Source organism: Candidatus Pelagibacter bacterium nBUS_44 (genome assembly GCF_051200895.1).
In the GTDB taxonomy this organism is placed as follows: domain Bacteria; phylum Pseudomonadota; class Alphaproteobacteria; order Pelagibacterales; family Pelagibacteraceae; genus Pelagibacter.
Genome location: NZ_CP172838.1, coordinates 336,776 through 357,544, shown reverse-complemented (window position 1 = coordinate 357,544; position 20,769 = coordinate 336,776). Strand labels below are relative to the sequence as shown.

At 33.7% G+C, this 20,769-nt stretch carries 19 protein-coding genes and 1 pseudogene; 14 read left to right on the top strand and 6 right to left on the bottom strand.

Annotated elements, in window-relative coordinates:
* Positions 1-8: 8 nt before the first annotated feature.
* The 3 genes from ACIJYB_RS01875 to ACIJYB_RS01865 form a co-directional block, all read right to left on the bottom strand.
* On the bottom strand, positions 9-386 hold the full coding sequence (locus ACIJYB_RS01875; RefSeq protein ID WP_435151694.1) for a hypothetical protein: 378 nt from the start codon (positions 384-386) through the stop codon (positions 9-11).
* A gap of 31 nt (positions 387-417) precedes the next feature.
* A complete protein-coding gene (locus ACIJYB_RS01870) occupies positions 418-879 on the bottom strand; it encodes a hypothetical protein (RefSeq protein WP_435151691.1) in 462 nt (153 codons plus the stop codon).
* Between the two features lie 101 nt (positions 880-980).
* Positions 981-1,925 carry an ABC transporter substrate-binding protein gene (locus ACIJYB_RS01865; protein WP_435151688.1) on the bottom strand — a complete coding sequence of 315 codons (945 nt, stop codon included), beginning with the start codon at positions 1,923-1,925 and terminating at the stop codon, positions 981-983.
* A 158-nt stretch (positions 1,926-2,083) separates the two neighbouring features.
* Here ACIJYB_RS01865 and ACIJYB_RS01860 point away from each other — a divergent pair, with 158 nt between their 5' ends.
* Positions 2,084-4,408, top strand: coding sequence for a DUF1989 domain-containing protein (locus ACIJYB_RS01860; RefSeq protein WP_435151685.1), 2,325 nt, complete (start codon positions 2,084-2,086; stop codon positions 4,406-4,408).
* Positions 4,409-4,756 (top strand): hypothetical protein, encoded by a 348-nt coding sequence (locus ACIJYB_RS01855; RefSeq protein WP_435086599.1) that lies wholly within the window; start codon positions 4,409-4,411, stop codon positions 4,754-4,756.
* 38 nt (positions 4,757-4,794) lie between these two features.
* On the opposite strand, the gene sucD is transcribed toward ACIJYB_RS01855, so the two are convergent.
* The 3 genes from sucD to ACIJYB_RS01840 are packed head-to-tail and all read right to left on the bottom strand — an operon-like array spanning position 4,795 to position 7,785.
* The gene (gene sucD / locus ACIJYB_RS01850) at positions 4,795-5,679 is read right to left on the bottom strand and encodes a succinate--CoA ligase subunit alpha (RefSeq protein WP_435151683.1); all 885 of its coding nucleotides are present in this window, start codon (positions 5,677-5,679) and stop codon (positions 4,795-4,797) included.
* 4 nt (positions 5,680-5,683) lie between these two features.
* Positions 5,684-6,844: a malate--CoA ligase subunit beta gene (locus ACIJYB_RS01845; RefSeq protein ID WP_435151680.1), complete on the bottom strand. Its 1,161-nt coding sequence runs from the start codon at positions 6,842-6,844 to the stop codon at positions 5,684-5,686.
* Between the two features lie 2 nt (positions 6,845-6,846).
* The gene (locus tag ACIJYB_RS01840; RefSeq protein WP_435151679.1) at positions 6,847-7,785 is read right to left on the bottom strand and encodes an HpcH/HpaI aldolase/citrate lyase family protein; all 939 of its coding nucleotides are present in this window, start codon (positions 7,783-7,785) and stop codon (positions 6,847-6,849) included.
* 142 nt (positions 7,786-7,927) lie between these two features.
* Here ACIJYB_RS01840 and ACIJYB_RS01835 point away from each other — a divergent pair, with 142 nt between their 5' ends.
* From ACIJYB_RS01835 to glnT, 12 genes and pseudogenes are all read left to right on the top strand, one after another.
* Positions 7,928-9,256, top strand: coding sequence for an NAD(P)/FAD-dependent oxidoreductase (locus ACIJYB_RS01835; RefSeq protein WP_435151676.1), 1,329 nt, complete (start codon positions 7,928-7,930; stop codon positions 9,254-9,256).
* Between the two features lie 113 nt (positions 9,257-9,369).
* Positions 9,370-10,840, top strand: a pseudogene (locus tag ACIJYB_RS01830) (glutamine synthetase family protein).
* Positions 10,841-10,873: 33 nt separating this feature from the next.
* Positions 10,874-11,818 carry a glutamine amidotransferase gene (locus ACIJYB_RS01825; RefSeq protein WP_435086588.1) on the top strand — a complete coding sequence of 315 codons (945 nt, stop codon included), beginning with the start codon at positions 10,874-10,876 and terminating at the stop codon, positions 11,816-11,818.
* A complete protein-coding gene (locus tag ACIJYB_RS01820) occupies positions 11,806-12,660 on the top strand; it encodes a GXGXG motif-containing protein (protein WP_435151674.1) in 855 nt (284 codons plus the stop codon). Before ACIJYB_RS01825 ends, ACIJYB_RS01820 begins: the two co-directional genes overlap by 13 nt.
* Complete coding sequence (locus tag ACIJYB_RS01815; protein WP_435086586.1) at positions 12,660-14,069, top strand: FMN-binding glutamate synthase family protein; 1,410 nt, start codon at positions 12,660-12,662, stop codon at positions 14,067-14,069. Before ACIJYB_RS01820 ends, ACIJYB_RS01815 begins: the two co-directional genes overlap by 1 nt.
* An 8-nt stretch (positions 14,070-14,077) precedes the next feature.
* Positions 14,078-14,500 (top strand): hypothetical protein, encoded by a 423-nt coding sequence (locus ACIJYB_RS01810; RefSeq protein ID WP_435086585.1) that lies wholly within the window; start codon positions 14,078-14,080, stop codon positions 14,498-14,500.
* Positions 14,501-14,670: 170 nt separating this feature from the next.
* Positions 14,671-16,071 carry an ammonium transporter gene (locus ACIJYB_RS01805; protein WP_435151671.1) on the top strand — a complete coding sequence of 467 codons (1,401 nt, stop codon included), beginning with the start codon at positions 14,671-14,673 and terminating at the stop codon, positions 16,069-16,071.
* 11 nt (positions 16,072-16,082) lie between these two features.
* On the top strand, positions 16,083-16,307 hold the full coding sequence (locus ACIJYB_RS01800) for a hypothetical protein (RefSeq protein ID WP_435088736.1): 225 nt from the start codon (positions 16,083-16,085) through the stop codon (positions 16,305-16,307).
* Between the two features lie 226 nt (positions 16,308-16,533).
* A complete protein-coding gene (locus ACIJYB_RS01795) occupies positions 16,534-17,412 on the top strand; it encodes a class II glutamine amidotransferase (RefSeq protein ID WP_435151668.1) in 879 nt (292 codons plus the stop codon).
* A 3-nt stretch (positions 17,413-17,415) separates the two neighbouring features.
* A complete protein-coding gene (locus ACIJYB_RS01790) occupies positions 17,416-18,096 on the top strand; it encodes a protein glxC (protein ID WP_435151666.1) in 681 nt (226 codons plus the stop codon).
* A 2-nt stretch (positions 18,097-18,098) separates the two neighbouring features.
* Positions 18,099-19,406 (top strand): FMN-binding glutamate synthase family protein, encoded by a 1,308-nt coding sequence (locus tag ACIJYB_RS01785; RefSeq protein ID WP_435151663.1) that lies wholly within the window; start codon positions 18,099-18,101, stop codon positions 19,404-19,406.
* A 34-nt stretch (positions 19,407-19,440) separates the two neighbouring features.
* Complete coding sequence (gene glnT, locus ACIJYB_RS01780) at positions 19,441-20,766, top strand: type III glutamate--ammonia ligase (protein WP_435151661.1); 1,326 nt, start codon at positions 19,441-19,443, stop codon at positions 20,764-20,766.
* Positions 20,767-20,769: the final 3 nt, after the last annotated feature.

The window sequence follows — 20,769 nt, the reverse complement described above, 5'->3', positions numbered from 1 at the left end:
TGTTTTAACTATTCTTGTAATTTACCATTTTTCCAAATTCCTATTTTTTCTTTTCCATCAGACCAGGTAAATTTTCCCTCACCATTCATAAAACCATTAGCCCATTCTCCTTCATAAAATGAACCGTCAGGAAAAGTTAAAATTCCTTGGCCACTCCATTCGCTATTCTTAAATTCACCTTTATAAATATATCCATTTGGCCAAGTTTCAGTTCCTTGACCTTGTTTTTGAGTTTGAATCCACTCACCTTCGTACATTGTTTTGTCTGTATAAACCCATTTTCCAAATCCATTGTCGCAGTTTCCTTCTTTACATCCAGTGCTTCGTGCCAAAGCAAATGATGTAAACAAAAAGCTTAAAACGATATAAATAAGATATTTTTTCATTGTTTTATCTTACACAAAATTAGATGAAAAATTAGATTTTTTTCTCATTTTTTCTACATGAATAAAAAGAAATATCTTTTTCAGAATTGTCGCTTTCAATATTTCTTGTAATTTCATGAATTAATTCACCAGATTTTCTATCTATAATGCCTGACTCTGAGTAATTATTTTTATCATCAATTGCTTTAAACAAAACTACATCTTTGTTGACTACTTTCACATTTAATTCCGCTTTTTTTGAAAGAAACAAAGATAATCCATTAATCGAAAGTGTCTCTGGCTGTTTTGCATTAATTTCAAATTTATCTAAACTTTTTTCATTTAAATCTTTAGCTAGGAAAGTTTGGTAATTGTATTCTGAATTCTTAAGTATTTTTTTTTCTAAATCACATGCAAAACTAAGTTTAATATCTTCTTCTATATTTACATCTTGTGCTGATGAAAAATTAAAAAAAAGTAATGATATAAATGCATATATAAAATATTTTTTCATTTTTAAATCTATCAATAATTTAAATATTTAAAGAAATTTAACTTATAAAAAAATCCCCCCCAACATTGTTGGGGGAGATTTTAAATTATTTAGCTTAATCCTTATTTAGTAAAAGGAGACCAAACTGACTTGTTATCTGCAAGCCATTTTTTAGCTGCATCTTCGTGAGTCATTTTGTCAGTGTCAACTAAAGCTGCCATTGCTCCAATGTGACTTGTAGAGAATGACATCTTTTTAAACGTTGCAGCTGCAGCTGGATGAGTTTTTGGAAAATCTGCATTTACAGCTTTTTTCAAATAACCATCTGGCGAACCACATTTACCATCACCACCATCTTCTGGTCTACAACCAGCAGTATATGGAGGGAAGTCTATAAATGTAAAACCAGCACCGTCTGTAAAGTTTGGTGTCCAGTTGAAGATAATAGTTCCTCTTCCTTCTTTTTTAGCTGCTGCTAATTCTGCCCAAAGTGCATCTGCACTTCCAGCAAATTTAACTGTCCAAAGATCTCCTAGACCTAAAGCGTCAACCCTTTGAGGTATCAAGTCTCCATGCCAAGTTTGTGGACCTTCAAGCATTCTTCCTTTTCCACCTGAGTCAGGTGTTTCAAAGTTTTTAGCACATGCTGGATTTTTTAGAGCAGTCCAATCTGGTAGACCAGGACATAATCCTTTGTCAGTAACCCAGTTAGGGTAACCCATATCCTCTAGAGTTCTTGCTTCGTGATCTCCCCAATCAAGCAAACCACCTTTGTCAAGAGCTGTAGTAAATGACTTACCAAAAGCAGATTCCCAAACTTCGTGAGATATGCTTACATCACCAATTCTAATAGCTTCATAAACTGCCTGTGAGTCAGTATTAACATATTTAACATTGTTACCCATACTTTCAAAAATTCCACCAATAACATAAGCCATAACAATTTGGCTTGACCAGTTATGAGTTGGGATTACGATAGGTTTCTTGCTATCTGCAGCATTTGAAATTCCTGTAAAACTTACAACAGAAATAACTAAAGCAGATATAAATGACATTATTTTTTTCATTATTTCCCCTTTATCCATTAATATTAATAAATAAAGTATGTTACTATTCAAACTTATAGTCAATAAAGTAAACTTATAAAAAATATAACTAATTTTTATTATCACTATGTTTTACTTATTGAATTAGTGTTGTTAGAATTAATTAATAATAATTTTTAATGCTAACAAGTTTAAATATAAAAAACCCTGGATTAAGAATTTTACCACCTGGAGTTGAAAGATATTTTGTTAAAGGTGGCGGTCTTTCTGTAATAGAAGTTTTACCAGAAGATAAAATAGAAATCATTAATGAAGAAGGAAAACAAATTTGTGAAATAGTTGTTTTTGATTCAAAAGGTAAAGTAGATTTATCAATTTTAAATTTAAAAGAAAACTCAAATGCAGATTTTTCAAAAAAAGCCATAGTTGCTGATGAAAAAATTTCAAAAATTTTTAAGAAAAAAAATTTAGAACTTAATAAAGCAAAGTCTTCAATTATTTTTAATGAAGATTGTTTAATGGGTGAAAAAATAACTTTATCTTCAAAAGACAAGTGTTTAGTTTTAATAGCTGCTCCAGGTGATCCTTTAAATGTTCATGAACAAAACCCACCTACTGATTTAACAATTTTTTTAAATAAAGCAAAATTTTCTGAGTCAGATGAACAATTTGTGTTACCAGATCCACTAAGCGACCCAATAACTGAACAACTTGTTAAAAGAAGAACTGCAGAAACTTATGAAGTAAAAGCTGGAGAATATATTCAAATAATTGATCCAGGTGGAAGACAATGTTCAGATTTTTTAGCTTTTGATACTCATAAGCTAAATGACGGCATAGAAAGTATTATTGATGATAAAGCAACAAGAACCTTTATGGGTAGTGCTTACCCTGGACCAGGTTTGTTTTCAAAATTCTATGATGGAAATCATGAAGCAATGGTTGAAGTGGTTAGGGATACTGTTGGAAGACATGATACGTTTAATCTAGCTTGCACTTCAAAATACTACGAAGATTTAGGTTATATGGGACATATAAATTGCACTGATAACTTTAATAAAGGATTAGAAAAATATGATATCAATTCAAGAAAAAGCTGGTCAGCTATAAACCTTTTTTTTAACACAGCAATTGATGCAAATAATGTTGCAACATTTGATGAGCCTTGGTCAAGACCTGGAGATTATGTGTTATTTAGAGCTTTAAAAGACTTAACCTGTGTATCTTCTGCTTGTCCTTGCGATGTTGATGCCGCAAATGGTTGGAACCCTACTGATATATTTGTTAGAACTTATGGTAAGGATAAAAAATATTCAAAAGCAATTGCATTTAGAATGAAAACAAACTCTGAACCAAAACTAACTCAGGAAACAGGTTTTCACAAAAAAACATCTGAACTGACAAGAAACTTTGTTGAGTATAAAGGTTTTTGGTTAGCTAATAATTTTACTAATTCAGGAACAATAAAAGAATACAACGCTTGTAGAGAAAGTGCGATTGCAACTGATCTATCTCCACTTAGAAAATTTGAAATCCTAGGACCTGATGCTGAAAATTTAATGCAGTATACTTTAACTAGAAATGTGAAAAAATTATCAGTGGGTCAAGTTGTCTACACTGCGATGTGTTATGAAAATGGATGTATGTTGGATGACGGTACTTTATTTAAATTTGGTCAAGACAATTTTAGATGGATTGGTGGAGACGAATACAGTGGTGAGTGGTTAAAAGAACAGGCTAAAAAGAAAAACTATAAAGTATGGATTAAATCTGCAACAGACCATATTCATAATATTGCCGTACAAGGTCCAAATAGTAGAAAAATTTTAGAAAAATTTGTTTGGACAGCACCAATACAGCCATCCATTACTGAACTTGAATGGTTTAGATTCAATATAGCAAGAATAGATCATGAAACAGGAACACCAATTGTAATATCAAGAACAGGTTATACAGGTGAGCTTGGTTATGAAATTTGGTGTCATCCAAAAGATGCTAGTGAAGTTTGGGATAAAGTTTGGGAAGCTGGAAAAGAGTTTAACATCACACCTTTAGGTTTAGAGGCTTTAGATATGGTTCGTATTGAAGCGGGACTGATTTTTTATGGATATGAATTTGATGATCAAACAGATCCTTTTGAAGCTGGAATTGGTTTTACAGTTCCTCTAAAAACCAAAGAAGACGATTTCATTGGTAAAGAGGAATTAATTAAAAGAAAAGCTAATCCACAAAAAAAATTAATAGGCTTAGAATTAATTGGACATGAGCCAGCTGTTCATGGTGATTGTGTTCATGTTGGTCGTGCACAAATTGGTGTAATAACAAGTGGAATGCTTTCTCCTAAACTTGGAAAAAATATTGCACTTTGCAGAATTGATGTAAAGTATTCTGAGGTTGGTACAGAGGTTGAAATAGGTAAATTAGATGGTCAACAAAAAAGAATTGGTGCAAAAGTTATACCTTTTCCTTTTTATGATCCAACAAAATCTAAAGTTAGAGCTTAAATGAAAGGAACAAAAGACTTATTGGAATTTTGGGAGGATCAAGTGAGACACTCTCATAGTTCTAGTAATTATTTTTTTCGAAAATCACCATCACATTATCACATGATGCTACTGGTTATGAATTCTTATAAACAAGGTGAAAAACTATCAGTTGAAGAACTTAAAACAAAACTATTCAAAACTTCTAGACCTAAATCTGCATTAATAATTAATGAAGCATGTGAAAATAATTTTTTCTATTTAGAAAAAACATCAACAGATCAAAGAAAAAAAAACATTAAGCCAACTGATGCATTCGTAAAAGAATTTGATGAATACATACAAAAGTTAAAAAATTTAGAACTTTGAATATTTGGTTTTTTTCTAAAGATATAAGGTTAATTTGTTTAATTATTTAACACTTTTTTTACTGTTTCACCCATAACAGATGGATTTTTAGAAATAGTTACGCCACATTCTTTTAAAAGTTCTACCTTTTCAATTGCACTCTCTCCATAAGCTGAAACTATTGCACCAGCATGCCCCATTACTCTTCCTTTTGGTGCAGTTAAGCCTGCTATATAACCAATTATTGGTTTTTTCATATTTTCTTTTGCAAACTCACCTGCCGCAACTTCTTGTGGCCCACCTATTTCACCTATCATTAAGATTGCGTCAGTTTCATTATCAGTTTCAAATTTTTCGATAATATCTCTAAAAGAACTTCCATTAATTGGATCTCCGCCAATACCTACGCTGGTGGAGACACCTATATTTAAGTTTTTTAACTGTTGTGCTGCTTCATATCCTAAAGTTCCAGATCTACTAATAATACCAACTCTACCTTCCTTGTAAATGTGACCTGGCATAATTCCCAACATAGATTTACCTGGACTAATTATTCCTGCACAATTAGGTCCAACTAAAGTCATTTTTTCTGTTCTAGAATATCTTCGCATATATCTTTTAATTCTAATCATGTCATGTGAGGGAATTCCGTCTACAATAGCTACACAAGTTTTAATACCTGCATCAGCGGCTTCCATTGCAGAGTCGGCAGCAAAAGCTGGTGGAACAAATAATATTGATGCTGTCGCTCCTGTATGTTTAACGGCATCTTTCACAGTGTTAAACACTGGTCTATCTAAATGCTTTTGACCACCTTTTCCGGGAGTAACACCACCAACAAGATTAGATCCGTACTTTATCATTTCTTCAGCATGAAAAGTTCCCATTTTTCCAGTGAACCCTTGAATTAAAATTTTCGTGTCTTTGTCAATAAATACTGCCATCTGATTATTTTAATGCTGCTACCGCTTTATTTGCAGCATCCTCCAGTGTATCTGCTTCAATATAATCTAACTTACTATCTTGAAGAATTTTATTTCCTTTTTCAACATTCGTTCCAGCTAACCTTATTACTAATGGAACTTTAATTTCAATCTTTTCTAATGCCTGCACTATTCCTTCTGCAACCCAATCGCACCTATTTATTCCTGCGAAAATATTTACTAAAATTACTTTAACTTTTTTATCCATTGTAATTAACTTAAAAGCTTTAACTATTTTTTCAGGGGTAGCTCCTCCGCCAACATCGAGAAAATTAGCTGGTTCACCTCCTGCTAATTTAATCATATCCATAGATGCCATAGCTAGACCCGCACCGTTTATAATGTTTCCAATATTTCCATCTAAACTCACATAATTTAAACCTCTATCCGATGCGTAAACTTCTTTTTCATCTTCTTGAGTCTTGTCCCTTAATTCAGAAACTTTATCTCTTCTAAACATTGCGTTATTATCAAAACTCATTTTGCAATCTAAAGCTAAAATTTGTTTTTGTTTTGAAATCACCAATGGATTTACTTCAACCATTGTTGCGTCTAGTTCACTGAATGCTTTTGCGCAACCAACAATAGTTTCTGATGCTCTTCTAATTAATTCTGGTTCAATACCTAATCCAAATGCAAGCTCTCTTGCTTGAAAGTTCTGAATACCAACTGCAACTTCAATTTTTGATCTAATGATTGACTGAGGTTTATCTTTAGCAATTTCCTCAACACTCATTCCTCCTTCTGTTGAGGCTACAACCATTATACTTTCTGAGCTTCTATCAAAAACTAATCCTAGATATAATTCTTTTTCAATATCTGTTGCTTCTTCAATATAAATTCTATTAACTATTTTACCTTCAGGTCCTGTTTGATTTGTTACAAGTTTCTTACCTAGTAATTTGTCTGTTGCTTGAGCAACTTCAAGAGGAGAATTGCAAACAATTATTCCCCCTGCTTTTCCTCTGGCACCTGAATGAATTTGCGCTTTAACAACCCATTTTGATCCACCGATTTCTCTGGCCTTATTTTCGGCGGTCTCTGGACTATAAACAATACCACCTCTTGGTACTGTCACTCCAAAACTAGATAAAATTTCTTTTGCTTGATACTCGTGAATATCCATAGCTATTTTTTATTAATTAATTTATCAATATTAACAATATTCTCTGCCATTCTAGCTGATGCTGCATCAATCATTCTACCATCAAGTTGAGCGGCTCCTTTACCTTCCTTAGCTGCTTTTTCTAATTCTTCTAAAATTCTTTTTGCTTTATTGACTTCTGTCTCTGGGGGTGAGAAAACTTTATTAGCAAGTTCAATTTGCGATGGGTGTATTGCCCATTTACCTTCTATGCCGATTGCAGCTCCACGTTTTGCAGCAGCAATATAAGCTTCAGGATCGTTAAAATCTCCAAAAGGACCATCAATTGCTCTTAAACCATAAGCTCTACAAGTCATTACTAGTTCTGACAATCCATGATGCCATTGATCTCCAGGATAATCGGGATTTAATCCTCCAATCACAACAGTCCTAGCTCGTAAACTAGCTGCGTAATCTGCAACACCAAAGTGCAAAGCCTCTAGTCTTTCACTGGATTTTGCAATTTCTTTAATGTTTGACATACCTAAAGCAGTTTCAATTAAACACTCTATTCCAATTTTATTTTTAAATTTTTTATTAGTCTCTATTTGTGTCAACATACAATCAACCATATAGACGTCACTACTTGTACCTGCTTTTGGTACTAAAATAGTATCAATATTTTCACCAGCTTGTTCAACAATTTCTACCAAATCACTATACATATAATGTGTATCAAGACTATTGATTCTTACTGAAATTGTTTTTCCATTTTCTCTCCAGTTCATTTCGTTTAGAGCTTTAATAATATTTGCTCTAGCCGATATCTTATCATTAGGAGAAACCGCATCCTCTAAATCTAAAAAAATATAATCTGCAGCTGAACTTAAAGCCTTTTCAAACATTTTTGGTGAAGAGCCTGGAACAGCAAGTTCGCTTCTTTGCAATCTAGATTTTGCCGGTTTGTAGTATTGGTGGCTCATAAACATAATTCTATGTTTATTTAAAATCTATTTAAATCATTTTTTTTATAACCATTTTAATTGTATGATTTATATATATATTTTTTAGTACTAAAAATAATACTTTCACTCCCTATTCATTTTGTTATTATTGTTATCAATTATGACAAAATTACCAAATAAAGCTAAAGTTGTTATTATAGGTGGTGGAATTCATGGTTTAAGCACAGCTTGGAAGCTATCAGAAACTTATAAAAATCCTGGCGATATTATAGTTTTAGAAAAAAATGATATTGCAGCTGGAGCAAGTGGAATTGCATGTGGTGTTGTAAGAAATAATTATTTTCAACCAGCTATGAGAGAATTAATGGCTCATTCAGTTTCTGTATGGGAAAGTGATCCTAAAGCTTTTAAATATAATGCTGTTGGATATCTACAAATCTCACCAGAAGTAATGCACGAAGATGTTTCAACAATTTATGAACAACAAAAAGCTATTGGATACGAATCAGAATTTATTGAAGGTGAAAAAGATTGTACGAATTACATGAAGGGTATGTTTGATGATTGGCAAGCTCAAGGTATCACTTCAGTTCTTCATGAAAAAAAAGGTGGTTACGCATTTAACAAGGACTCTATTAAAGCTCTAGAAAATAAATCTACTTCAAATGGCGTACAAGTAATGAAGGGCGTAACGGTTAATGGATTTAAAAGAGGCAGCAATAGTAAAGCAGTTACTGGTGTTGAAACTGATAAAGGAACTATAGAGTGTGAACAAGTGGTTATAGGCGCAGGTCCATGGGCTAGAGATTTTTGGAATATGTTAGAGCTTCCTAAAACTGCAAACATCAAAGGAAAAGATGGTAAAATGCACGAAACTGATATGTGGACATATTGGATGCTTCAAGAAGGCGTAATTGGTGTTGAGCCAGACTTTTTGAAAATGAATAACGGAAAACAACCGCCAGTGATCCATGTGGACTCAACTGCACCATTATATTCGGATAAAACAAAAAAATTAATCACAGATAAAATTTGGGGAATTTATTACAAACCTGATATTGAAGGTTTGGGTGTTCAAGGCGGAACTTCTCCTTACATAGTTGATAAACATTTTGATAAAGTTAATGTTGATCCATACGGATTAGAGTCTCCTGAGTTCCAAACTACAGAAGCTTTTAATGATATGTGGTGTTCTGCTTTAGCTCATTGTCAAAAAAGATTTGAAGGAAAATCAGACTTGTACAGAAAAGGTCCGTCAGGTGGTCTAGGATGTATGACACCAGACTCATTTCCAATCTTTGATAGATTTTTAGAAAATGTTTATATGATTGCAGACGCTAATCACGGTTATAAAATGATTGGTGTTGGAGAACTTGTTGCAAAAGAAATTCTTGGAACTGAAAGTGATTTACTTAAACCTTTTAGATTCAACCGTTACGAGAAAGGTGAGCTTCACCCAACTTCTAACAGTCCGTTTCCTTGGAGTTAATTTTAAATTACTACTTATAAAAATTATATATAATTATTATAATCAAGACTCCTAGACACTATAATATTTTTCAGTTAACGTTCGGTATAAAAATTTTATTGGAGGGTAGCAAAATGACAGATCTAGATAAACACGTTAACCAACCTGGCAGAGCAAAACTAGTTAAACAAGTTAGATCTAAAATAGATGAACTTGGTATTGAGTACATTTTTTTTCAATTCATATCTGTCACAGGCAGAGTTGTTGGAAAAGGAATTCCTACAGATCATTGGGAAAGAACATGTGAAAAAGGTTTTCAATTAGTTTATGGAGCAACAGCTAACTTATTTACAGATCGTCATGGTAATTATATTGGTTACGGTCCTGAAGCAAAAGAGCTTGTAGGTATCCCTGATCCAGAAACATTTTGCCAACTTCCTTGGGATAAAAAAGTAGCAAGAGTGTTTGTTACATGTTTTAGAAACAGAGAAGAAAGAGAAAATCCAGGTGCTCATTTAACTTCGGATTGTAGAGGAAATTTAAGAATTCATGCTGAAGAATTTAAGAAAAAACATGGATATCAATTAAGAGTTGGGACTGAGCCAGAAATGATGTGGCTAACAAAAAATGAAGATGGCACCCCAACTGGTAAAGGTTTTTCAAAACCTTATTGTTATCATATAGATCAATTTGAATCTTTAAGACCAGTTTTCATGAAAGTTTTTGAATATGCCAGAGCAATGGGATTTGACATGATTTAAGGTGATCATGAGGATGCACCTGGTCAATTAGAATTAAACTGGATGTATGATGATGTTTTAAGAAATGCAGACAGACTTTCAACTTACAGACAAATTTGTGCTCAAGTTGCAAGAGAATTTAATCTGATTGCTTGCTTTATGACAAAACCTTTTATGGGAGTGTCTGCAAGTGGTTGTCATACAAACATGTCTTTATGGACAGGTGGAAAAGATGTGGTTAATAAATTGTCTCACAAATCTTTACCAGCTATGGACCATGTATTCACATATGTAGAAGGTGGAAAAAATACATTTATGCCTGATACTAAAGATGTGCAATTGCCTGGAAAAGTTGGGTTAAAAGCTATTGGTGGTGTAATGAAACACTTAGGTGCTTTAACAGCAATTGGATCTTCAACAGTAAACTCTTATAGAAGATTATGGGATACAGGTTTTTGGGCACCAGTTTATGCAGACTGGGGATATCAAAATAGAACGTGCGGATTAAGAGTATCAGCGCCAGGTAGATTTGAATATCGTTCAGTTGACTCAATGCATAATCCTTATTTGATGGGTTCTGGATTATTAAAATGTTTTGATGATGGACTAACAAATAATATTGATCCAGGGAAACCAGAAGTCTCGAAGTATGTACGAAGCTCAAGCAGCTGGAAAAGAAGTTAAAAAATTACCTTTAAGTCTTGGTCAAGCACTTGATTGTTTAGCTGAGGATGAAGTTATTAAATCAGCTATGCCAGATGAAATGTATACAGTATTTCATTGGTATAAAAATGATGAATGGGAGAGATTTTTAGGTGCAACAACTCAATGGGATCTGGACACTTATCTTGATTGTCTACCGTAGGTCTTAAAAATATAAATAAAAGGGGTAAAATATATGTGTGGGATAGCTGGATTGATACATAGAGGCAAATCATCAAATGTAGGAAGCGAACTACAGGGTATGCTTCAAGCATTAAAACATAGAGGTGAAGACTCAACAGGTTACGCTTTATACGGTGATACAGATGGTAAAAATTTTATCATGCGTTTCAAAGTAGGAGAAAATGTTGGAGAGGGAAGCTCATCAATTATGGAAGATGTTTCTGTTTATGATGAAAGAAAAAAAATAGTAGATCAATATTTAGCAGAGTTAGGGGCTAAAGTTCTTAAAGAAGAAAGAACTCTACCTTATTCATTAAGATATGAAATTTCTTATGATAAAAAAGATCTATTAGATTTCTCTCAAAAAATTGAAAGTATCCCAGGTGTTGAAATTCTTTCAATGGGAAAATCATTAGAAGTAATTAAAGATCTTGGAAATGCTAAAGCAGTTTGTGATAGATATTCTTTGGATAAACTTGTTGGAACTCATGCAATTGGTCATGCTAGAATGGCAACAGAGTCGGGTGTTGACATTAAATCAGCCCACCCTTTCTGGGGTTATCCTTTTAGTGACGTGTCTGTAGTTCATAACGGACAACTTACAAATTATTGGAATAATAGAAGAGCATTAGAAAATAAAGGCATGAGATTTATGTCTGAATGTGATTCAGAATTAATTGCAGTTTATATTGCTCAAAAAATGAGAGAAGGAGCAAGTCTTGAAGAAGGAATGAAAGCTTCATTAACAGGACTTGATGGAGTATTTACTTATTTTGTTGCAACAAGTGACTCGCTTGGTATGGCAAAAGATACAATGGCCGCAAAACCATTGGTTCTTTACGAGTTAGATGATTTAGTTGCAATGGGTTCAGAAGAAATAGCGATCAGATCAGTTCTTCCACAAGAAATTGATACATATGATCCATTTGATGGAGAGGTAAAAGTATGGCAAATCTAAAAACAAGCGAGAAGAAATCAAAAGCCCAGTCAATGGGTATGCACACTGAAGTTTTAACAGGAAGAACTCAGCAGAAGTTTTTTAATCCTGATGAGGCTGAAAACTTCTATTACTTTGGTACTTACGATGTTGACTTTAATAAGAGAACAGATCTTGATGTAAAAGATATGTCTGCTCCAGAAGCTAATAAAAAAATTGATGATTTGATGAGTCAAGGCTATGGAACTATTGCTATTAAAAACCCACAAGGAAAACACAGTTTAGGTGTTGGAATTTTGAATAAATTAAACTTAATCTTTGAAGGAAGTTTAGGTTATTTTGGTATGGGTTCATGTGACGGTCCTACTGTTAGAATTAATGGTAGAGTTGGTTGGTCTTGTGCTGAAAACTTAATGGCTGGTAAAGTTGTAATCGAAAAAAATGCAGGATCATGTTTTGGCGCAGCTATCAGAGGTGGAGATCTAATTTGCAAAGGCAGTGTTGGTGCTAGAACTGGTATTGATATGAAAGGTGGAACAATCATTGTTGGTGGTGACGCTGGTGCATTTACAGGTTTTATGATGCAAAGAGGAAGAATAATTATTCTTGGCGATGTTGGAATAAATTTAGGTGACTCTATGTATGATGGGACAATTTTCGTAGGTGGAAGTATTGGTTCTTATGGTAGTGATGCTGTGGACGCTGAACTTACAAAAAGTGACCAAGAATGGTTAAAACGAAAATTAAAAGTTGCTGAAATTGGAGAGAAATTTGATGTCAGTAAAATGAAAAAGATTGTAGCTGGTAAAAAATTATGGAATTACGATAATTTAGAACCTACAGAGAAGAAAGGAGCAATTTAATGCCTAAGAAAAAAACTAAAAAGAAAAAAAGTAATGGAAGTGTTGGTGGAAAAGCTGATGTACACGCCTATGAAGAAGGAAAAAGAAATAAAAGTTTATTAGGTCATAACGCTATTTTTACTCCTGAAGTAATAGACGATATTCATATTAAAGCTCAATTAGGAAGATACAGAATGCGTGGAATGGCATTAATGAAACCAATTCCAACATTTGATGATTTAGTTTTCTTACCTGGAACGCTTACAAGATTTGTAATTGAAGGATACAGAGAAAAATGTGAAACTAAAACTGTCATTGGTCCAAGGTGTGAAAACCCAATTGAATTGGATATACCTGTTTATATCACTGGTATGAGTTTTGGTGCACTTTCTTACGAAGCAAAAACTGCTTTAGCAAGAGGAGCTACTATGGCTGGTAGTGCGACTTGTTCTGGAGAGGGTGGAATGATACCTGATGAAAGAAGATATTCTGAAAAATGGTATTATCAATGTATTCAATCAAGATACGGATTTAATCCACACCATGCACAACTTGCAGATGGGATAGAAGTTTTCATCGGACAAGGTCAAAAAGTTGGAATGGGTGGTCACTTGATGGGTCAAAAAGTAACTGATCAAGTAGCTGAAATGAGATCATTACCATCAGGTATTGATCAAAGATCACCTGCTAGACACCCTGATTGGTTAGGTCCAGATGATTTAGCTTTAAAAGTTGAAGAATTAAGACAATTAACAAAAAATAAAGTTCCAATTCAGTTAAAGCTTGGTGCATCAAAAGTTTACGATGATGTACGTATGGCTGCAAAATGTGACCCTGACTCTATATATCTAGATGGAATGGAAGGCTCTACTGGAGCTGGTCCTCACATTGCCGCTGCAAACACTGGTATTCCTGGAATTGCTGCTATTAGAGAAGCAAGAAGAGCAATTGATGATGTTGGTAAAACTGGAAAAGTTACTTTAATTTACGCAGGTGGTATTAGAGATGGTGCTGATATGGCAAAAGCATTAGCATTAGGTGCTGACGCAATAGCAATTGGTACTGGATCAATGATGGCTTTAAACTGTAATAAAGATATTCCAGAAGCTAACTTTGAAAAAGAAATGGGTGTAAAAGCTGGAGAATGTTATCACTGTCATACTGGACGTTGTCCAGTAGGTGTTGCTACTCAGGATCCTAAACTTAGAGCAAGATTAAATCCTGATGCTGCTGCACTAAGAGTTTATAACTATCTTCATGCAATGACGTTAGAAGCTCAACTTTTAGCAAGAGCATGTGGTAAAACTAATATTCACTCTTTAGAGCCTGAAGATTTAGCTGCATTAACTACAGAAGCATCTGCTCTAGCAAAAGTTCCATTAGCTGGAACAAACTACACAGTTGGTGTTGATAACTATCACAAAATATAGAGGTAACTATGGCTAAGAAAAAAACAAAAAAAACAAAAGTAAAAAGCAAAGTTAAAAAAGAGAAAAAACTAAAACTTGGTACTTTTAAAGAAACAGCAAGAGAAAAACTAATTGGCCAACATATTGGTTATAGATATGATGTGAACTTACTTCCTGATTACAAAAGAATTACTCCATTTCTTAAAAAATATGTAGAAGCTATGGGTTGGGATGATCTTAACTGGTTAGAAGATGTTCATATGGGTTATGAAGAAGGAAAACCAGCTGTATTTTGTAGAAACGCAAATGGCTGGGTTACTATTCCAAAATCTATTAAACTTCCTAACAACCAACAAGATAGAGATATGATTGCAAGAGAGCTTTTAGTTAAGTTCCAAATGTCTCCAAAACACCCTCTTGTTGATTTGAAAAAAGCATATTTAAAATTTTAGTTTTTTTTAATAAACAATCAAGAGTTGTATTAAAGATGACCAATATAAGTCATATTAATAGTTAAACTGTGTTAAATCACGTTTTTTTAAATATTTTTATTATATATAAATTTTAGTATTGTTTGTCGCACATAAGTTTCTTATGCTTTGTTTAACAAAGGAGAGAAAATATGACTGATCAGTTAGGTGCTCTGACAACCATATTTACAGAATTTTACTACTGGGTAACAGTGGTGCTGATGTTTTTAATTCACGTCGGTTTCTGTATGTATGAAGTAGGAGCTTCTCGATACAAACATCATCAACATACTCTTATGAAAAATACAATGCTGATACCTTTGGTAACAGTAACTTGGTTTTTCTTTGGTTGGTGGATTTACTGGGCGTTCCCAACAGGACCGGGAATAGCTCCATCAATAATGAATGAAAGTGTAGCATTAATAACAGACGAAAGTACTTTTAGTGCTAAATGGTATGCACCAAATACTGAATTTATGGCGGTTAACTTAGGTGACCACATATCTGGAGTATTCTGGGCTGCATTCTTACTTTTCTCATGGACAGCTGCTTCTATCGTTTCAGGGGCAATCATTGAAAGAATTACAACATTTGCATTTGGAATTTTAGCAATTGCAATAGGTTCGTGTTTCTGGGTAATTGATGCTGCTTGGGGATGGCACTTTGATGGCTGGATGCTTAAAATTTTAGGATATCATGATGCTTATGCATCAGGAGTAATTCACGCAATTGCGGGTGGATTTGCTTTAGGTGTTCTTATGGTTTTAGGACCTAGAATTGGAAAATTCTCATCAAGTGGTGAGCCAAGAAATATAGGACCAAGAAATCCTTGGCTAGTTACAGTTGGATTGTTTTTAATCTATACTGGTTTCTGGGGATTTTATGCGGCATGTAATATACCGATATTTGATCTTGGACCTGAGTATGGAATGGAAGGTGTAACATACTGGACAGCTACAAACATATATGTAACCCCTACTACACTTAGTGGTATAACTTATAACTTCTTGATGTCATTATCAGGAGGATTATTAGCTGGATATGTGATCGCCAAAGGTGATCCTTTCTGGACTTACTCAAGTGGACTAGCAGGTGTCATCTGTGCTTCAGCTGGAAATGATTTATATCATCCAATTCAAGCAATGATCATTGGTATGATCGGTGTTGTTATTGCATACAAACTACATTACTGGGTTGAACGTAAGTTCAAAATCGATGATGCAGTTGGTGCTGTAGCAGTACATGGTTATGCTGGTTTTGTTGGTCTTGTGATTTGTGGATTTGTTTTAAATGGTTACCCATCATCTGGATACAGTGTTGGCGCTATGTGGGACGGATCAACTTACGCATCTATTAACCCATTAGGACAATTTCTAGGAGCAATAATAATGTTCGTAGTTCTTGGACTAATACCAGGCTATGTCATAGCTAAGATACTAAGCGCATTTGGTAAATTAAGAATACCGCGTGATGTTGAAATAGCTGGACTAGACTATGATATGATGGAATCTGCTAAAAAAGATGAACGAGCAGTTTCATCTGCAACTAGGTAAAGGAGAAAAATATGGCTACAGTTACAAACTGGATAGATCATTTAAGTGCTAAGGAGGTTGTCGGTGCAGTTTATCCGGGAGCTGGATCTAGTGAAACTTTACTGGTTATTTTAGGTATAGTTATCTGGATTGGTTGGCATGTTATTACTAACAATTCTGAGAGTGAGGAACTTTCAAAATTGGCTAGAAAAAGACATGGTGCTAATGATCATAAAAGCAATATTACCGATTGGTAATATAAAATAAAAATTTGGGCGCTACTTGATTGTGGCGCCCTTTTTTTTTATAATCTCTATAAATGAGCGATAATAATAACGAAGATCTTAGACCTACTAAAATGAGGGGTGTGCTTTTTCCTAAAGCTAAATATGGAGTGATAGCGGCTATTATCATCATTGTTGTGATCAATCTTATCTACTATAAAGACTTCTTAAAATCTCTATTAAGCTAAACCAAAATATTATGTGTGGAATTGTTGGAATTTATTTAAAAACAAAAAAATATGAAAAACATTTAGGTAAATTTTTATCTGGAATGTTAGATGGTATGGCAACAAGAGGACCTGATAGTGCTGGTTTTGCGATTTATACTAAAGAAAATAAAAATACTTTTAAATACTCTATTTGTCTTGATGAAATAAAAGAAAATGATTTTAAAAAGAAAATATCAAAATTTATAAAAAAAATTAAGTTAACTAGTTATGCAGATCACGTTGTTTTAGAAACTAACGAAAAACCCTCTAAAATATTAAATTTATTAAAAAAAGAAATTCCAGAAGTATCTTTAGTTGGTTATGGAAAAAGTATTAATATTTTCAAACAAACTGGAAATCCAAAAGATGTTGTAAAAAAATTTAAATTATCCTCTTTTTCAGGAACACATGGAATTGGTCACACAAGAATGGCAACCGAAAGTGCAATAACTACACAAGGTTCCCATCCTTACTCTACATCGGAAGATGAATGTTTAGTTCATAATGGCTCCTTATCAAATCATAACAATGTAAGAAGATCACTTATTAAAGATGGTCAAAATTTTAATTCTGAAAATGATACTGAAGTTGCAGCTGGATATATTTCAAATCAAATATCAAAAGGTAAAGGCTTAGAAAAAACATTAAAGAATAGTTTAAAAGATTTAGATGGTTTTTATACTTTTATTGCAGGCACAAAAGATGGCTTTGCATTGTTAAGAGATGAAATTGCTTGTAAGCCAGCTGTTGTTGCTGAGACTAAAGATTATGTTGCAGTTGCATCTGAGTTTCAAGCTATGGCGCATCTTCCAAATGTAAATTCAGCAAAAATTTTTGAACCAAAACCTGGTGTAGTATATCATTGGTAATTTATGAACTTTGATTTAAACAAAAAAACTTTAAGAGAAGTAAATCAACATCTACAAAATGTTGATAGAAAGAAAAATACTAGAAAATTTGAAATTTTAAACCCTCAAGGACAGCACGCTATATGTGCAGGTTTAAAAGATGATATTGATGTAACAGTTAAAGGTCATACTGGATACTACTGCGCTGGTATGAATCAAAAAGCAACTATTACAGTTCATGGAAACGTTGGAACTGGTGTTGCTGAAAATATGATGTCAGGTAAAATTGTTGTTAAAGGTAACGCCTCTCAATCAGCTGGAGCAACAGGTCATGGGGGTGCGTTAATTATAGAAGGAGATGCAAGCTCTAGATGTGGGATATCAATGAAAGGAATTGATATAATAGTTAAGGGTTCTGTTGGCCATATGTCAGCTTTTATGGCACAAAAAGGTAACTTAGTTGTAATGGGTGATGCAGATGCAGATCTTGGAGACTCAATTTATGAAGCTAAGATATTTGTAAAAGGTAAAGTTAAGAGCTTAGGTGCAGATTGTGTAGAAAAGAAAATGGATAAAAAGAATATAGATGAATTAACAATACTGTTTAAAAAGCTAAATATTTCTGAAGATCCTAAAAAATTTAAAAGATATGGTTCTTCTAGAAATTTATATAATTTTAAAATTGATAATGTGGGTTCATACTAAAAATGAAAAAAGATCTCAAAGAATTTAAAACATTTCCAAGCTCTACAATAAAAGAAATTCAAAGAGCAGCAAACGAAGGGATTTATCAGATAAGAGGATTAGGTGCTAAACGAAAAGTTCCTGACTTTGATGATCTTGTTTTTTTAGGTGCATCGATGTCTAGATACCCATTAGAAGGTTACAGAGAAACATGTAACACATCAGTTATTTTAGGTGATCGATTTGCAAAAAAACCAATCAAACTTGATATTCCAATCACAATTGCTGGAATGAGTTTTGGAGCACTCGGTGCTAATGCAAAAGAAGCTTTAGGTAGAGGAGCGTCTGCAATGGGGACCTCAACAACTACTGGTGATGGTGGTATGACACAAGAAGAAAGAGGTTCTTCTAAATATTTGGTTTATCAATTACTGCCTTCTAGATATGGCATGAATCCTGACGATTTAAGAAAAGCAGACGCTATTGAAGTTGTAGTTGGACAAGGTGCAAAACCCGGTGGTGGCGGAATGTTGCTTGGTCAAAAAATTAATAAAAGAGTTGCAGGAATGAGAACCTTGCCAGAAGGAATTGATCAAAGAAGTGCTTGTAGACACCCTGACTGGACTGGCCCAGATGATTTAGAAATTAAAATTCAAGAACTTAGAGAAATTACAAATTGGGAAAAACCAATTTATATAAAAGTTGGAGCGGCAAGACCTTTTTACGATACTACATTGGCTGTAAAAGCTGGTGCAGATGTGGTTGTACTTGATGGAATGCAAGGTGGAACAGCTGCTACTCAAGATGTTTTTATTGAACACGTTGGAATTCCAACTTTGGGTGCATTAAGAGAAGCTGTTGATGCTTTAAAAGAATTAAATATGCATAGAAAAGTTCAGCTTGTTGTTTCAGGTGGTATTAGAACTGGTGCAGATGTTGCAAAAGCAATAGCAATGGGGGCAGATGCTGTATCAATTGGTTCTGCTGCAATGATGGCTTTAAATTGTAATGCTGACTTATATGTTGAAGATTATAAAAAACTTGGAACAGAACCTGGTTATTGTCATCACTGTCACACAGGAAGATGTCCTGTAGGTGTTGCAACACAAGATCCTAAACTAGAAAAAAGATTAAACCCAATTGAAGCTGGTAAAAGAATTAAAAATTATTTAACAACTTTAACCCTAGAGTTGCAAACGTTAGCTAGAGCTAATGGTAAATCAGATGTTAGAAATTTAGAGCCTGAAGATCTAGCTGCCTTAACAGTTGAAGCTGCTGCTATGGCAAGAGTTCCTCTAGCCGGCACAGATTGGATACCTGGAAAAAAATAATTGAATAAAACTTTTTAAACAAGTAGGATTAATCATGCCAAAAAATCTTTCACAAATTGCCAAACAAAAAAAAATAAAATATTTTCTAATAAGTTTTGTTGATCTTTTTGGAGTTTTGAGATCCAAATTAGTTCCAGCTCAAGCCATAGGTGAGATGCAAAAAAATGGAGCTGGCTTTGCGGGGTTTGCTACATGGCTAGATATGACACCTGCAGACAGTGATATGTTTGGAGTGCCTGATCCTGATAGTTTAATTCAATTACCATGGAATAAAGAAATTGGTTGGCTGGCATCAGATTTATATATGGATGGAAAACCTGTAAAGGCCTCACCAAGAGTGATGCTTAAAGAACAAATTAAAAAAATGTCTCAAAAAAAATTACAGATGAAGTCTGGGGTTGAATGTGAATATTTTTTAATTTCAGAAGATGGATCGTCAATTGCTGATCAAAGAGATATTCAATCTAAGCCTTGTTATGATCAATCAGCTCTAATGAGAAGATATGATTTAATTAAAGAAATATGTGACTGCATGATTACTATGGGTTGGAAGCCCTATCAAAATGATCATGAAGACGCCAACGGTCAATTTGAGATGAATTGGGATTATACAGACTCGTTAATCACAGCTGATAGACACGTATTTTTTAAATATATGGTTAAAAGTTTAGCTGAAAAGCATGGTCTAAGAGCAACCTTTATGCCAAAACCCTTTCATAATTTAACTGGAAATGGTTGTCACGCTCATGTTTCAGTATGGAACGGTAAAAATAATAAATTTTTGGACAAAAAAGATACACTTGGTTTGAGTAAATTAGCTTACAATTTCTTAGGTGGCGTAATGAATAACACTCAAGCATTATCCGCTTTTTTTAATCCAACAATTAATAGTTACAGAAGAATTAATGCTCCACCGACAAAGTCTGGTGCAACTTGGTCACCAAGTAGTATATCTTATACAGGAAATAACAGAACACACATGATTAGAATTCCAGATCAAGGAAGATTTGAATTAAGATTAATGGACGGTTCAGCTAACCCATATTTACTTCAAGCAGGAATAATTGCTGCAGGTCTTGAGGGAATTAATAAAAAAATAAATCCTGGAAAACCATTACATTGCAATATGTACAAGGATTATAAAAAATATCCAAAACTAAAAAAATTACCTAATGATGTTAATCAAGCAATTTCTATGCTTCAGAAAAGTAAACCTCTTGCTGATGCCTTTGGGAAAGATGTGATTGAAAGCTACATAAAGCTTAAAAATTCTGAGATAAAAGACTTTAAGAGCAAGTTTTCATTTAATAAGAAAAAACCAGTCACTAAGTGGGAAAAAGATAATACTTTAGACTGTTAGATT

What these genes read in the sequence shown, in the direction of transcription:
- ACIJYB_RS01845 (WP_435151680.1), bottom strand. Translation starts at nt 6,844, where the DNA reads ATGGATATTCACGAGTATCAAGCAAAAGAAATTTTATCTAGTTTTGGA.
- ACIJYB_RS01825 (WP_435086588.1), top strand. Translation starts at nt 10,874, where the DNA reads ATGTGTGGGATAGCTGGATTGATACATAGAGGCAAATCATCAAATGTA.
- ACIJYB_RS01800 (WP_435088736.1), top strand. Translation starts at nt 16,083, where the DNA reads ATGGCTACAGTTACAAACTGGATAGATCATTTAAGTGCTAAGGAGGTT.
- ACIJYB_RS01785 (WP_435151663.1), top strand. Translation starts at nt 18,099, where the DNA reads ATGAAAAAAGATCTCAAAGAATTTAAAACATTTCCAAGCTCTACAATA.
- ACIJYB_RS01875 (WP_435151694.1), bottom strand. Translation starts at nt 386, where the DNA reads ATGAAAAAATATCTTATTTATATCGTTTTAAGCTTTTTGTTTACATCA.
- ACIJYB_RS01860 (WP_435151685.1), top strand. Translation starts at nt 2,084, where the DNA reads ATGCTAACAAGTTTAAATATAAAAAACCCTGGATTAAGAATTTTACCA.
- ACIJYB_RS01815 (WP_435086586.1), top strand. Translation starts at nt 12,660, where the DNA reads ATGCCTAAGAAAAAAACTAAAAAGAAAAAAAGTAATGGAAGTGTTGGT.
- glnT (WP_435151661.1), top strand. Translation starts at nt 19,441, where the DNA reads ATGCCAAAAAATCTTTCACAAATTGCCAAACAAAAAAAAATAAAATAT.
- sucD (WP_435151683.1), bottom strand. Translation starts at nt 5,679, where the DNA reads ATGGCAGTATTTATTGACAAAGACACGAAAATTTTAATTCAAGGGTTC.
- ACIJYB_RS01855 (WP_435086599.1), top strand. Translation starts at nt 4,409, where the DNA reads ATGAAAGGAACAAAAGACTTATTGGAATTTTGGGAGGATCAAGTGAGA.
- ACIJYB_RS01810 (WP_435086585.1), top strand. Translation starts at nt 14,078, where the DNA reads ATGGCTAAGAAAAAAACAAAAAAAACAAAAGTAAAAAGCAAAGTTAAA.
- ACIJYB_RS01795 (WP_435151668.1), top strand. Translation starts at nt 16,534, where the DNA reads ATGTGTGGAATTGTTGGAATTTATTTAAAAACAAAAAAATATGAAAAA.
- ACIJYB_RS01840 (WP_435151679.1), bottom strand. Translation starts at nt 7,785, where the DNA reads ATGAGCCACCAATACTACAAACCGGCAAAATCTAGATTGCAAAGAAGC.
- ACIJYB_RS01820 (WP_435151674.1), top strand. Translation starts at nt 11,806, where the DNA reads ATGGCAAATCTAAAAACAAGCGAGAAGAAATCAAAAGCCCAGTCAATG.
- ACIJYB_RS01790 (WP_435151666.1), top strand. Translation starts at nt 17,416, where the DNA reads ATGAACTTTGATTTAAACAAAAAAACTTTAAGAGAAGTAAATCAACAT.
- ACIJYB_RS01865 (WP_435151688.1), bottom strand. Translation starts at nt 1,925, where the DNA reads ATGAAAAAAATAATGTCATTTATATCTGCTTTAGTTATTTCTGTTGTA.
- ACIJYB_RS01835 (WP_435151676.1), top strand. Translation starts at nt 7,928, where the DNA reads ATGACAAAATTACCAAATAAAGCTAAAGTTGTTATTATAGGTGGTGGA.
- ACIJYB_RS01805 (WP_435151671.1), top strand. Translation starts at nt 14,671, where the DNA reads ATGACTGATCAGTTAGGTGCTCTGACAACCATATTTACAGAATTTTAC.
- ACIJYB_RS01870 (WP_435151691.1), bottom strand. Translation starts at nt 879, where the DNA reads ATGAAAAAATATTTTATATATGCATTTATATCATTACTTTTTTTTAAT.